This window comes from Rhodococcus sp. 27YEA15 (assembly GCF_049739425.1).
Lineage (GTDB): Bacteria > Actinomycetota > Actinomycetes > Mycobacteriales > Mycobacteriaceae > Rhodococcus_F.
Genome location: NZ_JBMHHW010000001.1, coordinates 2,279,481 through 2,292,895 on the forward strand (window position 1 = coordinate 2,279,481; position 13,415 = coordinate 2,292,895).

The following is a 13,415-nucleotide window of genomic DNA, read 5'->3' on the forward strand; positions in this document are numbered from 1 at the left end:
CCCTTTCAGACGATCTACCGGTACAACGATCGAAGTACCCGTTTTTCTCCCGGTAACTCATATCGCTGTCCAACGGTTCTCTAACGGTAACAAGTCTCAACTTGACCTTGAGACTTTACTCGTGATGTGGTCATCTCGGGCCGAACGGTCGGTCCCAGGAACCGAAGGGGCCTCACATGAGCCGATCCTCTGGTAGATGGCGATCCGGACGCCTACGCACCATGCTTGCCGGCGCCGTCGCGGTCATCGCAGTGACAGCCGGCACCGTCCTCGGAGGTGCCGCAACTGCCGGGGCGGATCCCGCTACGCCGACTCCGATCGTCGAACCGGTGGCCGCCGACGACCTCGCGGCTCTGCTCACCCAGGCTGCGGCAACCTCCCCCGAAGCCTTCGACGCCGTCAGTCACCTGCTCGCGCGAGCCGCAGCCGATCAGATCGCAGCCGCTCTCGACATTCCTGCCCTCGGGGTCACCGTTCCCAAGCCGTTCCTCTATCCGGCCCCGACACTGGGCTGCGGCGTCGCCGGTAACCCGGTGACGTTGACAGTCAGCACCGCCCAGGGCGGACCCAATTTCCCGATTCCGCCGTGGGTCAAGGACAACCAGCTGCGTTTCCAGGCAATACCGGGATATCTGGGGATTCCCGAGTCCTCGGGTTTGACGGTGGCCTGGCTCAACGTCAACACGCTCGCGGGCGGAATCGTTCCCCTGGACGAGAAGCTGCCTCTGCTCGACACTCCCACCCTGTCCACCGTGGTGGACACCGGCAACGGCAAGGTTCTGGCGGCATTGTTCGGAACCGTCGACTACATCGGCGGCGAGAAGTGCTACGTATTGCCGACAGTGGGAGCGTTCGACTCCTGATCGAGTCGGTCCGGGTGTGGGGCTATCCGCCGGGTTTGACGACGCCGGTTTCGTAGGCCAGCACCACTGCCTGGACGCGGTCTCGGAGATCGAGTTTCGTCAATATCCGTCCGACGTGCGATTTGACGGTGGATTCGGACAGGAAGAGTTGTCGGGCGATCTCGCCGTTGGACATTCCTGATGCGACCAGTCCGAGTACCTCGCGTTCGCGCTCGGTCAGTACGTCGAGGACCGTCGGATCGCGGTGCGGTGTCGGACCGTCGGCGATGAACCGGGACAGCAGGCGCCGGGTGACCTTCGGTGAGACGACGGCGTCACCGGCGGCGACGCTACGAATGGCCGACACCAGATCTTCCGGTGGCGTGTCCTTGAGCAGGAACCCGCTTGCACCGGCGCGGAGTGCACCGAGCGCATGTTCGTCGAGATCGAACGTCGTCATCACCAGGACGCGGGAGGCGATACCGGCTGCCATGATCTGCTCGGTGGCGCTGACCCCGTCGACTATGGGCATCCGGACATCCATCAAGACGACGTCCGGGGCGAGCGCGATTGCCGCGCTCACGGCGGCGGCACCGTCTCCGGCTTCACCGATCACCGTGATGTCCTCGTGGGCGTCGAGGACCATGTTCAAGCCCATCCGCATGAGTTCCTGGTCGTCGACGAGAAGCACTGAGATCGGCACCGGGTAAACCTATCGGGGCCACTGCTCGAGGGCAAAACCTCTGTGCGCGTTTTCTGGTAGTTCGTACTGGCTGAAAACGCGCACAGAGGTGGGTCAGTCCTCGATCGTGAGCGGCAGCTCGGAGAAGACTCGCCAACTGCCGTCGGGGCGACGGCCGGCCTCGAGGGTTCCGTGCATCACGGCAACTCGCTCGCGCATCCCCAGCAGACCGTTTCCACCTCCGTGGGTGAAGGACGACGGCGAGGTCCCGTTGTCGGTGACCTCGACGAGAACCGATTTTTCGGTGCGACGAACCGTGACACGAGCCTTCGGATTGGGTCCGGCGTGCCGCAGTACGTTGGTCAACGATTCCTGGACCAGACGGTGCACACCCAGGCTGACGGTCGGTGGGATGTTGTCGAGTTCCCCGGTCAGCTCCAGTCGGACGGTCAGTCCGGTGGCGCGCATCATGTCGACGACCTTGGCGATGCCGGCCGTGCCGTGTTGGGGCATGGCGTCGCTGTTGACTTCGGTGCGCAGCAACGAGACGGTGCGGCGCAGCTCGGCGAGCGCGTCGCGGCCGGTGCTCGAGATGTTGCCGAGCGCTTTCTTGGCGAGCGCCGGGTTGGAGTCCACGGCGTACGACGCGCCGTCGGCCTGGACGATCATCACGCTGACGGCATGCGCGACCACGTCGTGGAGTTCGCGGGCGATACGGGTACGTTCGGCCGCTACCGCATCTTCGGCCCGTCGATCGCGGTCGTACTCGGCAACTTTCAGCCGGGCGGCGACCTCGTCGACGTAGGCACGTCTGGCACCCATGAACTCGGCGGTGATCCACGCCAGGGCATATGCCATCGTGGAAATGACGAAGCCGAGAATCACGTCCTTGCCGTTGACCAGAGCCGACGCGACCAGGTCCAGTGCGAGGAACCCGACGTATACGGCCGCCACTCGACGATTGACGTAGGAAACCAGGGTGTACAGCGCAACGACCAGCGCCAGCAGCCCGGGGTGTTCGATGCTCGCGTTGCCGCTCGCCCACACCGACAGAGTGCTGAGGAACGACATGGACAAGATGGCGAGAGCCGATGCGCGGGGGTATTTGCGGCGCCAGACGATCGGCAGGCAGATCAGGAACCCGCCGATGATCTGCACCCAGTTCCCTGGGTTGGGCGGCATGACGAACGTGACCACTTCGAGGGCGAAGAAAAGCACTGCCAGAGCGCTGTCCGCGATCATCGGTCTCTCCCGCAACCACAGACTGAACCTCCTCATGAGATCAAGACTGTCACAGCTGTGAGAGAGTCACGGCCGTGAATATCGCGGACTGGGGCTTGTTGCTGACCGCTGCGGCAGCGGCCGGGTGGGTCGACGCCGTCGTCGGTGGCGGCGGGCTGATTCTGTTGCCCGCACTGTTCCTCGTCGCTCCGCAGTTGACGCCGCAGGCGGCGCTGGCCACCAACAAGTTGACGGCGATCGCCGGGACCAGCGCGGCGGTGATCACCTTCTCCCGCAAGATCTCGATGCAGTGGCGGCAGCTGGTTCCGGCTGCCGCGCTGGCCGCGGTGGCATCGGGGTGCGGGGCGGCGGCGGTGTCGTTGATCGACAAGAAGTACTTCATCCCCATCGTGATGGTGGTGCTCGTCGGTGTCGCGGCCTTCGTCACTCTGCGCCCGACTTTGGGCACGTCCGTCGCCACGCACAAGCCGACGACGCGCAAAACGGTGCTGGTACTTCTGCTTGCGGCGGGGCTGATCGGTCTCTACGACGGCCTCCTCGGTCCGGGTACCGGTACGTTCCTGATCATCTGCTTCGCGACGTTTCTCGGTACGGAGTTCGTACGCAGTGCCGCGATGGCGAAGGTGATCAATCTCGGCTCCAATTTCGGTGCGCTCGTGTACTTCGCGGCCACCGGCCACGTGTGGTGGACATTGGGACTCGCCATGGCGACGTGCAACATTGCCGGCGCTGTCGTCGGATCCCGGATGGCGTTGAGCAAGGGTTCCGGATTCGTGCGGATCACCCTGCTGGTTGTGGTGATCGTCATGGTGATCCGTCTGGGGTGGCAGCAGTTCGGGTGATTGCCGGCGCGGTCGGCTAGCGTCGTGACGTGACCGTCACCAGAGATGTCGACGCAGAGTTCCTGTCCTTCCCGCTGCGCGCGGTAGCCGATGCCGCGCTGTCGCTGGCCCGGGCCGCCGGCGCCGAGCATGCCGATGTTCGGGTGCACCGATTGTCGACCCAGTCGATTCGGTTGCGGGACGGCGCCGTTCAGTCCGTCTCCGACGGTGACGAGATCGGCCTGGCCGTGCGGGTCGTCGTGGACGGCACCTGGGGGTTCGCCTCGCATGCGGAGATCACCCCGGAGACGGCGGTGCGTGTAACTCGCCAGGCTGTGGACGTGGCGAAGGCGTTGCGCTCCCTCAACCGCGATCCGGTGATCCTGGCCGACGAACCGGTGTACGCGGATGCGACCTGGGTGTCGCCGTATCTCGAGGATCCGTTCGCTGTGCCCACGTCGGAGAAAGTGGAGCTGCTGGTCGACTATTCGGGGCGCCTACAGGCCGCCGACGGCGTCGATCACGTCACGGCGAGTGTTCTTCAGGTCAAGGAGCAGACGTTCTACGCCGACCTCGCCGGATCGACGATCACCCAGCAACGGGTGCGCCTGCATCCGGAGTTCGAGGCAACCGCCGTCGACAAGTCGGCGGGCAGTTTCGAGTCGATGCGCACGCTCGCTCCCCCGGTGGCGCGCGGCTGGGAGTACCTGGGCAGCGGCAGCACGTGGGACTGGTCGGAGGAGTTGGCGCAGATTCCCGCCTGGCTGGCGGAGAAGACCAAAGCTCCGTCGGTGACCGCCGGTCCGACGGATCTGGTGATCGATCCCAGCAACCTGTGGCTGACCATCCACGAGTCGATCGGCCACGCCACCGAATACGACCGCGCCATCGGCTACGAGGCCGCGTACGCGGGAACCTCGTTCGCGACGCCCGACAAGTTGGGGACATTGAAATACGGGACCGACGTCATGCACGTCACTGCCGACCGCACCGTCGAACACGGGCTGGCGAGCGTCGGCTACGACGACGACGGTGTCGCATCCCAACGCTGGGATCTGGTCGCAGGCGGCATCCTTGTCGGATATCAGCTGGATCGGGTGTTCGCGCCCCGCCTCGGCCTGACGCGCTCCAACGGGTGCTCGTACGCGGATTCGGCGCACCACGTGCCGATCCAGCGGATGGCGAACGTGTCCTTGGCCGCCGACCCGGTCACCGACACCTCGACGCGGGAACTCATCTCGCGTGTCGAGGACGGTATCTACGTGGTCGGCGACAAGTCGTGGTCCATCGACATGCAGCGTTACAACTTCCAGTTCACCGGGCAACGGTTCTTCAAGATCACCGGCGGCAAGCTCGCCGGCCAGGTGCGCGATGTCGCCTACCAGGCCACGACCACCGATTTCTGGGGTTCGATGGAAGCCGTCGGCGGCGAATCCACCTGGCGTCTCGGCGGGGCGTTCAACTGCGGCAAAGCGCAACCGGGGCAGGTTGCGGCCGTCAGTCACGGCTGCCCGTCCGCGCTCTTTCGCGGCGTCAACATCCTCAACACTCGTTCGGAGGCACAGCAGTGATCAGCCCGCAGCAGGTGGTCGAACAGGCACTGGCCGTAGGTACCGTCGACGAGTCCATCGTGATCGTGACCGACGCCAGCGAAGCGTCGCTACGGTGGGCCAACAACTCGATGACCACCAACGGGGTGTCGCTCTCGCGGCAGTGGACGGTCGTCTCGATCGTGCGCGACGGTGAGATCACCCGCGTGGGCACGGTCACCTCCAGCAGCGTCGACCCGCAGCAGATCGCCGCCGTGGTGGCGGCCAGCGAGAACGCCGCGCGCACGGCAACTCCCGCCGACGACGCCGAACCACTCATCCCCGCCGGTGATGCTGATGCCACCTGGGACGAGCCTGCAGCCCTGACCGGCATCACCGTCTTCACACAGCTGGCCGCCGACCTCTCGACGGCATTCGATGGCGACGACCGGTTGTTCGGTTTCGCTCACCACCAGTTGCACACGAGCTGGCTCGGCACCTCCACCGGCGTCCGGCGTCGGACGGCGCAGCCCACCGGCTCCGTCGAGATCAACGGTAAACGCGGCGACGCCAGCGCCTGGGTGGGATCGGGCACCGTCGACTTCACCGACATCTCTATTCCGAACCTGCTGTCGCAGTTGAGAACTCGACTCGACTGGTCGAAGAACACGGTCAGCTTGCCTGCTGGTCGGTACGAGACGATTCTGCCGCCGTCCGCGGTCGCGGATCTGATGATCTATCTCATGTGGACGATGGAGGGGCGCGGCGCCGAAAAAGGGCACACCGCGCTCTCCGCGAACGGCGGAACCCGGATCGGGGAAACCCTCGGCACGACGGCGTTGACGTTGACGTCGGACCCCGACGCCGAGGGCCTGCGCAGCGCGCCGTTCGTCATCACCGCCGCGTCGAGCGAATCGGTGTCGCTCTTCGACAACGGCATGGACATCGACCGGGTCGACTGGATCAAGGACGGCGTCGTCAACGCCCTCGCCTACCCGCGCCACGCTGCCCGGGAGTTCGGCCGCCCGGTTGCCGTTCCGGGCGACAATCTGATCCTGACCGGCGGCGACGACACGTCCCTCGACGACATGATCGCCCGCACCGAAAGAGGGTTGCTGCTCACGACGTTGTGGTACATCCGTGAAGTCGACCCGACGACACTGCTGCTCACCGGCTTGACCCGTGACGGCGTGTACCTGATCGAAGACGGCCAGATCGTCGGGGCGGTCAACAACTTCCGCTTCAACGAGAGCCCCCTCGATCTTCTTCGCCGCGTCACCGAAGTCGGCCGCACCGAGATCACCCTGCCCCGTGAATGGAAGGACTGGTTCACCCGGACGGCGACGCCCCCGATGCGGATACCCGATTTCCACATGTCCTCGGTCAGTCAGGCGCAGTAGTCCGCTACCAGTACCGATGTTGCCGTCCGTCGGTGTCGGCGAGGAAGACGACGGCGTCGGCGCCGTCCACCTCTGCCGGGGTGAGCGGGATGTGGCCGCGCACCATCGGTTCACCGGCAGCGACGGACGGGTCGAGTGCTGCGGACAGTTCAGGGGCCGGGAAGAGGGCGCGCCGATCGGTCGCGTTTGCCAACAGCCGTTGGAACGTGCCCGTCATGGCGTGCGGGTCGGCGTCGGAGGCGAGGAACAGGTATCGCTCACCGAGAGCGCGCCCGACCAGTGCGCCTGCGCTCCCCTGCGTACGTGTCAGGTGGGCGTTGTGCGCGAACACCAGGCTCTTGCCCCGCTCGGCGATCGCCAGCAGGTTCTCGGCCATCATCTCCGCGCGCACGCGCAGCAGGTCTGCGATCCGGTCGGGGCCAGCACTCGCCATGGCGGCGTGATAGCGCAACAGCCCCTGGGCGGTGCGTGCGCAGGCGAGGGCATGCCGGTAGCCGGCCGAATCGAGCGTCGGCGCGGCGCGGGCCAGTGCTTCGGCCGATTCGTCGGCGACGACGCGCAGTGTTCGCGCCCGATCGGAGTCGCCGACCGACATGGCCGGGTCGAACATCGCGGCCGGGTTCGACCAGTCCGCGTCACTGCCGAGCAACGCGTCGATCTCGAGACTCGTCGCCGGTCGTGCTTCGACCGGCAGGTAGTCGGAGGCCGCGATCAGCGTGTGGCGGGGGCTCGGCGCGCCGGAGTACTCCACCGGCGCGTCGAAGCCGTGGACGTGAATCCGATCCTGCGGTGCGAGGTCGCCGTTGTGGGTGCGGAGTCGATCGACGAGTTCACGATTGCCCGGTACCGCTCCGAATCCGTGGCTGAACCCGGTCGCGAGAACCGTCTCGATGTCGCCGGCGCCGCCGGTGACGTAGTCGTCGATCACGGCTGCGGCGAACAGATCGGTTTCGAGCGCGACCGATCGGTAGCCTCGTGTGATCAGGTGTTCGGCAATGTCGTTGCGCAGCAACGTAAATGCTGCGATCCCGTGGGTGGGTTCACCGAGACCGAACAGAACCGGTGGTGCGGACCGTGTGGCGATCAGCTCGTCGACGACGCGGCCCAGCGCGGCCTGGTCGTCGAATTGTCGGCCGATCTCACGCAGTGACGAGGTGGCGGGCATGAACATCCTTTCGTGACGTGGAATGCTGTCGACCGTATCGTTGAAGATTCGAGTGAAACTTGAACGCGTCGACCTGCTGATAATCGAGAAAAGCTTCACAGGAGGTGGTCGGTGCGGCCGATCGATCTGGCTCGCGAACACGGATTGTCCGCTCAGGCGATCCGAAACTACGACGACGCGGGCATCTTCCCTCCCACCGGACGCAGCGAATTCGGGTACCGGAACTACACGCCGCTGCACGCACTGGCGTTGCGGGCATTTCTCTCGCTCCGGAAGGGCCACGGGCACCAGCAGGCGACGGCTATCATGGCTGCAACCAACGACGGGGACATCGAGTCCGCGTATCGGCTCATCGACTCGGCACACGCCGAATTGCTCACCGAGCGTGGCACCCACAGGGAGGTCGCGGCCGCTCTCGGCGCGCTGTCCTCGGCGGGCCGAGAGCCGATCGGCGGTTCGGCATTGACGGTGGGTGAACTCGCGCACCGTATAGGCGTGCATGCGGCGACGCTGCGATCGTGGGAGTCCGCCGGCATTCTGAGTCCCGAACGTGACGGCGTCACGGGATACCGCCGATACGGCCCGGACTGCGTACGGGACGCCGAGATTGCACGTCAGTTGCGACGTGGTTCCTTCCCGCTGCAGCAGGTCGCCCGGTTCGTCGGCGTTCTGCACACGTCGGGTGGGCACGACGCGCTGGCTACCTTTCTGAACTCGTGGCAGGGCCGTCTGCGTACACGCAGTCGCCACTTACTTTCGGGCGCAGCACAATTCGACGCCTACCTCACCCAACTCGACCAGGCGGCGTGCTAGCGGCTCGCCAGAAGTTCCGTCGCCGGCATCCTGGCCAACTGCCCGAGATGCTCCGACGCCCGGTCTCGCCGCCACACCAGACCCAGAGCGGATTCGGGGCGACCGACGACGGGAACGTAGGCAACGTCCGAGCGCTGGTTTCGTTCGGCGATGGGAAGGCACACGAGCATCGCGGGGCGCCCCGTCGCGATCATCGACAGCCCTTCCTGGATGGTCGGGACCTGCGCGGCCGACGCGACGGCCCGGCCCTGCGGCGTGGTGGGTGGAGTGTGGGCGTGCTTCCAGTAGTCCGGGGCGTTACCGGCGATCGACGTGCGCTGCGCGAAGGGGTGCTCTGAGCCGACGCCAACATCTCCGGCTGTGGCGGGAATGCGGTTCCGACGATCAGTTCGGGTTCGAACGCAGGCAACAGCACCACCGCCGCGTCCACCCGTCCGAGCCGAACGGCGCTGAACGGATCACCGAGTGGAACTTCTTCCCACACGAAGGAGATGTTCGGATATTCGGTGGTGAACGCGCTGAACGCCACGGCGACGGGTTCGTACACTGTGCCCTGGAATCCGATGCGCAGGACTGTCTGCTCGCATCGCGCCGCCTGCGCGGTGGCGTCGGCAACCACGCCGAGAAGGTCCGCGTAGCGTGGACGCAGGCGCCGGACGAACGATTCCCCGAATTCCGTGAGCGCCACGGTGCGACTGGTGCGGTAGACCAGTGTGGTGCCGATCTTGTGTTCGAGCGCGGCGACGAGTTGACTGGCCCGACTCTGCGAGAGGTACAACCTCTCGGCGGTCCGCCCGAAATGGAGCTCGTCCGCCAGCACCAGGAGGCATTCGATTTCGCGGATCGGCAATTCCGGCACGCCACGTCCTTTCGTCCGCCGCGCCGCGTCGACGCGAATCCATGAGCTGAGCTTATTGATCGATGACCTGATCGGTGTTGTTCCCCCACCACAGGCCCAGTTGACTCGACTGATGAACGAAACACATGGCGCGGAAGCGGCATCGGAGACGGCATCGGCATGCAACCGTTGGCGCCCGATCGCCGTTCTGGCGCTCTCGACGTTTCTGGTCGTCACCTCCGAGATGCTCCCCGTCGGTGTGTTGACGCCGATGTCGGACAGCCTGCAGGTGTCGGACGGCACCGTCGGGTATAGCCTGGCGATCACCGGTATCGTCACCGCGGTCTCGGCCCCGCTGATCGTGCGCGTCATCGGCCGACTCGATCGTCGTCTCGTCCTCGCAGCTGCGATGGCACTGCTGGCGGCGGCGAATCTGATCACTGCCCTGGCACAGAACTTTCCGGCACTGGCCGGGTCCCGCGTCCTCCTCGGTATCGCCTTGGGCGGTGTGTGGGCGCTCGCTTCTGCGGTCGCGCCGAGCTCGTCCGGCCGGAGTCGGCGGCCACGGCAGTCTCGTTCGTCATCGGCGGCGTGGCCGTCGCCTCGGCACTGGGTGTACCGCTGGGGACTCTGGTCGGCGAACTCGTCGGATGGCGCGTCGCCTTCGCACTCCTGGCTGCGGGTGGCGTGCTCTTGACGGTGGCGCTGCGGTTCGCGTTGCGCCGTTGCCTGCCCGACCCGCGCAACCGGGCGGCGGGTTCGGTGTCTTGCTGAGAATCCCCGCTGTCCGCATCGGGCTGGCGGTGATCGTTCTGGTGGTGACCGCGCACTTCGCCGCATACACCTACGTGCGGCCTGCGCTGGAACACTTCGCCGGATTCGGTGCCACCGAACTGGCCGTCATGCTGCTTGTCTACGGAATCTTCGGTGTGGCGGGCAATTTCGCGTCCGGCGCGGGCGCCCAGCGCAGCGCCCGACGAACCTTGCTCGTCCTGGCCGGTGGTATCGGGATCGCGTTACTCGGCGTGCAGTTCGTCGGCACCACCACACTCGGGTCGGCTCTGACCACGGCCCTCTGGGGCGCCGCGTACGGCGGACTGTCGGTGTGCGGGCAGATCTTGACGGCCCAGACCGCACCGGAGCACCGTGAATCGGTCACCGGCCTGTACGTCGGCGTCTTCACCGCCAGTATCGCGTCGGGAGCCTTCGTGGGCGGCGTCGTCATCGACCACTCCGGGCTGCCCATGCTGCTCTGGCTCTCGGCGGCCGTCGCGATCGCCGGAGTTGCGCTCGCGACACGCGTGCCGGCGGCCACCTGACCCGCTGTCGTCAATTTACGGATGAAAATCAGCGAAAGGGTTTACGGCATGCCTGATGCAGCAGCCAACAGCACCAGGGACCGTTTCCTGCACGACGACCTGCCGTTCGAGGACACTCTGAAGGAGATCACCGGCACCGCGCTCGATCGCCCAGCTCACCTCCACCGGCCAGGTGCCGCACCTCGACCGGATCGTCCCGTTGCTCGAGTCCGACATGCATCCGTTGTCCGTGCAGGCGATACCGACTGCCCCACAACAGCCATTGGTCGTCGACTGTGAATATGTGTCGATTGCGACATGGCTGATCGGATGCGCCGGAACCGAGGACGACATCAGCCACGCCGTCGATGTCATTGCTGCGGCCGGGTGGGAGTCCGCACAAATGGCGGCGATGCTCCCTGTGCCGCCGTCGATCGAGGTACGGAATCTGGTATGTCGCAAGCAACCCCCGCGGCGTACGAACTCGGTTACACGTTCATCTGAAGGACGGCAGTCAGGCCGCCGAGATCGCAATCCCGATCGTACCGGTCTTTCCGCGGCGAATCAGGCTGCCTTTCATGGTGATCCAGCCGATGATGCCGTAGCGGCGGGCGATCGCGGCGCGGGCATGCTCGGTTCCGGGGCCGTCGAGAAGTTCCGCGGTGGCATCGACCGGTTCGCCCTTGGGGTTGCCGCGGGCATCACAGGCGGCGACGGTGACGGAGGTGTTCTTCCTGATCCGCTTCACTTTGTACGAATCCGTGACAGTCCACATGAGCAGCTTCCCACCGTCCACCGCAGCCCACAGCGGGGTGGCGACAGGGGTTCCGTCCTTGCGGAACGTGGTGAGGAGGACGTACTTCGATTCGGTCACACGCTGGAAGTCGGAGTTCACGGGTCAAGGATAGGTGCCCGGGCGTCCAGCTGACGCCGACGTGAACAGGGCAACTGTCAGTGAACCGTCAGGCGGTGGCTCACATCACATATATATGCAGTACATACGGTTTGTCTCATTTTCTTCCGGCTCGGTTTCCGTGATCGACACAACTCGAGCTATTGTTTCGCAAATTGACTTCGAACTGGGCGTGAGTGTCTCACGCGTGTGTTCACTGACGTTCAGGAGCCGACTTTCACATGCAGCGTCGTCACTTTCTGAAAGCCGCCGGGGTGGGCGTTGTGGCAGCAGGTGCTGCGCCTGTGCTGTCGACTGTTCCGAGTGCGGCGGCGCCCGCTCCCCAACGCACCTTGCCGGTCGGTGTCGATCACTACCGTTCCCTCGTGCCCGAACTGTTCGAGCCGTCTCCGGTTCCGCGCGCCCATTCGGAGGCCATCGTCATCGGCTCCGGATTCGGCGCCAGTGCCACCGCGTTGCGGCTGGCGGAGTCCGGTACACAGGTCACGATCCTCGAGCGTGGCCTGCGGTGGCCACACGATCCGCAGCGCGAAATTCACACCTCGGACATGCTCGCCGACGGGCGGGGCGTGTACCGCCGCACCTCGTTCACCAATCTCACCGGTCTGCCCGTCGTGTGCGACTACTTCAGCGGAGTGCTCGACGCCACCGACTACGACCACATCTCCGTCTGGCGGGGCGCGGCAGTGGGCGGCGGGTCCATCGTGTTCACCGGCGTCATGATCGCCCCCGAGAAACGATTCTTCGACGCCGTGTTCGGGAACTCGCTGAGCTACGACGAGATGACCTCGACCTGGTACCCGAAGGTGCGGCGCATGCTGCGTCTGAGCCCGCTCCCCGACGATCTCTACCAGGCCCCCAACTTCGGTCACTCACGCCGCTGGGATCAGGACGCCCGCCTGGCCGGCTACTCCCCGCAGCCTATCGACGGAATCTGGAACTGGGACGTCGTCCGCTCCGAACTCGCCGGCGGCAGCAGACCGTCGGCCACTGTCGGCGACAGCAACATGGGCAACTCCAACGGCGCGAAATTCGACCTCACCCAGAACTACATCCCCGCAGCCGAAGCCACCGGCCGCGCCACCGTCTGCTTCGGGCACGAGGTCACGCGGATCGGTCGCGAGAAGAACGGTCGCTACACCGTCGACGTGGAATCCACCGACCCCACCGGCGCAGTGCTGAGCCGTACCACACTTACCTGTGACCGACTGTTCCTCGGAGCAGGATCGATCGGCACGTCGGAGTTGCTGGTGCGCGCCCGCGCCACCGGCGCCCTCCCCGACCTCAACGAGCACATCGGAGCAGGTTGGGGTACCAACGGCGACGGCGGCATGGTGCGCTCCTTCGGATTCAGCGACGGCATGCAGCAGGCAGCGCCGTCCGCATCACGGATCGTCGACGAGTCCGGTATGCCGTTGTCTCTCGAAAACTGGTACGTACCAGGACTTCCCGTCAACATAGGGATGCTCGGCACCCTCGGTATGACACTGGATCCGCAGCGCGCCGAGTTCAGCTACGACGCCAATTCCGATCGCGTCGTCCTCAACTGGCCGGAGCACGGCAACGACGCCACCGTCGAGGCGCTGCGCGCGGTGCAGAACAAGATGTCCTTCGCGGGCACCACACTCCCGTCGGCGCTGCCCTTCGCGAAAGACGTCAACTCGTCTTTCACCGCGCACCCTCTCGGCGGCGCAGTGCTGGGTAGGGCGACCGACGGCTACGGACGTGTCAAAGGCTACGACGGTCTGTACGTCATGGACGGCGCGGCGATCCCCGGCAGTACCGGAACCGTCAACCCTTCCCTGACCATCACCGCGCTCGCGGAGCGGAACATCGCGGAAATCGTCAAGTCGGGGCGCTGACCAGCCGATT

The 13,415-nt window shown here is 65.6% G+C and carries 14 protein-coding genes; 8 read left to right on the forward strand and 6 right to left on the reverse strand.

The features are described 5' to 3' along the window. Nucleotides 1–176: 176 nt before the first annotated feature. Nucleotides 177–863: a hypothetical protein gene (locus ABH922_RS10450; RefSeq protein ID WP_424806857.1), complete on the forward strand. Its 687-nt coding sequence runs from the start codon at nucleotides 177–179 to the stop codon at nucleotides 861–863. Nucleotides 864–885: 22 nt separating this feature from the next. On the opposite strand, the gene ABH922_RS10455 is transcribed toward ABH922_RS10450, so the two are convergent. Both ABH922_RS10455 and ABH922_RS10460 read right to left on the reverse strand, forming a co-directional pair. After that, nucleotides 886–1,545 (reverse strand): response regulator, encoded by a 660-nt coding sequence (locus ABH922_RS10455; RefSeq protein ID WP_424806858.1) that lies wholly within the window; start codon nucleotides 1,543–1,545, stop codon nucleotides 886–888. Nucleotides 1,546–1,638: 93 nt separating this feature from the next. Then, nucleotides 1,639–2,802 carry a sensor histidine kinase gene (locus ABH922_RS10460; RefSeq protein WP_424806859.1) on the reverse strand — a complete coding sequence of 388 codons (1,164 nt, stop codon included), beginning with the start codon at nucleotides 2,800–2,802 and terminating at the stop codon, nucleotides 1,639–1,641. A 38-nt stretch (nucleotides 2,803–2,840) separates the two neighbouring features. On the opposite strand from ABH922_RS10460, the gene ABH922_RS10465 reads away from it, so the two are divergent. Genes ABH922_RS10465 through ABH922_RS10475 form a run of 3 tightly spaced genes read left to right on the forward strand, consistent with a single transcriptional unit; the run spans nucleotide 2,841 to nucleotide 6,516 of the window. After that, the gene (locus tag ABH922_RS10465) at nucleotides 2,841–3,608 is read left to right on the forward strand and encodes a TSUP family transporter (RefSeq protein WP_424806860.1); all 768 of its coding nucleotides are present in this window, start codon (nucleotides 2,841–2,843) and stop codon (nucleotides 3,606–3,608) included. A 29-nt stretch (nucleotides 3,609–3,637) separates the two neighbouring features. Beyond that, entirely contained in the window at nucleotides 3,638–5,158 is a 1,521-nt protein-coding gene (locus ABH922_RS10470) for a TldD/PmbA family protein (RefSeq protein WP_424806861.1), read from the forward strand. Further along, complete coding sequence (locus ABH922_RS10475) at nucleotides 5,155–6,516, forward strand: metallopeptidase TldD-related protein (RefSeq protein ID WP_424806862.1); 1,362 nt, start codon at nucleotides 5,155–5,157, stop codon at nucleotides 6,514–6,516. The genes ABH922_RS10470 and ABH922_RS10475 overlap by 4 nt, the downstream gene beginning before the upstream one ends. 4 nt (nucleotides 6,517–6,520) lie before the next feature. Here ABH922_RS10475 and ABH922_RS10480 read toward each other — a convergent pair whose 3' ends face one another. Further along, nucleotides 6,521–7,681 carry an erythromycin esterase family protein gene (locus tag ABH922_RS10480; RefSeq protein WP_424806863.1) on the reverse strand — a complete coding sequence of 387 codons (1,161 nt, stop codon included), beginning with the start codon at nucleotides 7,679–7,681 and terminating at the stop codon, nucleotides 6,521–6,523. 111 nt (nucleotides 7,682–7,792) lie between these two features. Here ABH922_RS10480 and ABH922_RS10485 point away from each other — a divergent pair, with 111 nt between their 5' ends. Beyond that, nucleotides 7,793–8,494: a MerR family transcriptional regulator gene (locus tag ABH922_RS10485; RefSeq protein ID WP_424806864.1), complete on the forward strand. Its 702-nt coding sequence runs from the start codon at nucleotides 7,793–7,795 to the stop codon at nucleotides 8,492–8,494. On the opposite strand, the gene ABH922_RS10490 is transcribed toward ABH922_RS10485, so the two are convergent. Continuing rightward, on the reverse strand, nucleotides 8,491–8,688 hold the full coding sequence (locus tag ABH922_RS10490) for a hypothetical protein (RefSeq protein WP_424806865.1): 198 nt from the start codon (nucleotides 8,686–8,688) through the stop codon (nucleotides 8,491–8,493). The two genes, ABH922_RS10485 and ABH922_RS10490, sit on opposite strands and share 4 nt — an antisense overlap. Continuing rightward, a complete protein-coding gene (locus tag ABH922_RS10495; RefSeq protein WP_424806866.1) occupies nucleotides 8,685–9,353 on the reverse strand; it encodes a LysR family transcriptional regulator in 669 nt (222 codons plus the stop codon). Before ABH922_RS10495 ends, ABH922_RS10490 begins: the two co-directional genes overlap by 4 nt. 112 nt (nucleotides 9,354–9,465) lie before the next feature. On the opposite strand from ABH922_RS10495, the gene ABH922_RS10500 reads away from it, so the two are divergent. Beyond that, on the forward strand, nucleotides 9,466–10,029 hold the full coding sequence (locus ABH922_RS10500; protein ID WP_424806867.1) for an MFS transporter: 564 nt from the start codon (nucleotides 9,466–9,468) through the stop codon (nucleotides 10,027–10,029). After that, nucleotides 9,983–10,651: an MFS transporter gene (locus tag ABH922_RS10505; protein WP_424806868.1), complete on the forward strand. Its 669-nt coding sequence runs from the start codon at nucleotides 9,983–9,985 to the stop codon at nucleotides 10,649–10,651. Before ABH922_RS10500 ends, ABH922_RS10505 begins: the two co-directional genes overlap by 47 nt. Nucleotides 10,652–11,144: 493 nt before the next feature. On the opposite strand, the gene ABH922_RS10510 is transcribed toward ABH922_RS10505, so the two are convergent. Next, nucleotides 11,145–11,525 (reverse strand): PPOX class F420-dependent oxidoreductase, encoded by a 381-nt coding sequence (locus ABH922_RS10510; protein ID WP_424806869.1) that lies wholly within the window; start codon nucleotides 11,523–11,525, stop codon nucleotides 11,145–11,147. Between the two features lie 239 nt (nucleotides 11,526–11,764). Between ABH922_RS10510 and ABH922_RS10515 the strand changes: the two genes are divergently transcribed. Next, a complete protein-coding gene (locus tag ABH922_RS10515; RefSeq protein WP_424806870.1) occupies nucleotides 11,765–13,405 on the forward strand; it encodes a GMC oxidoreductase in 1,641 nt (546 codons plus the stop codon). The last annotated feature ends 10 nt before the right edge of the window (nucleotides 13,406–13,415 follow it).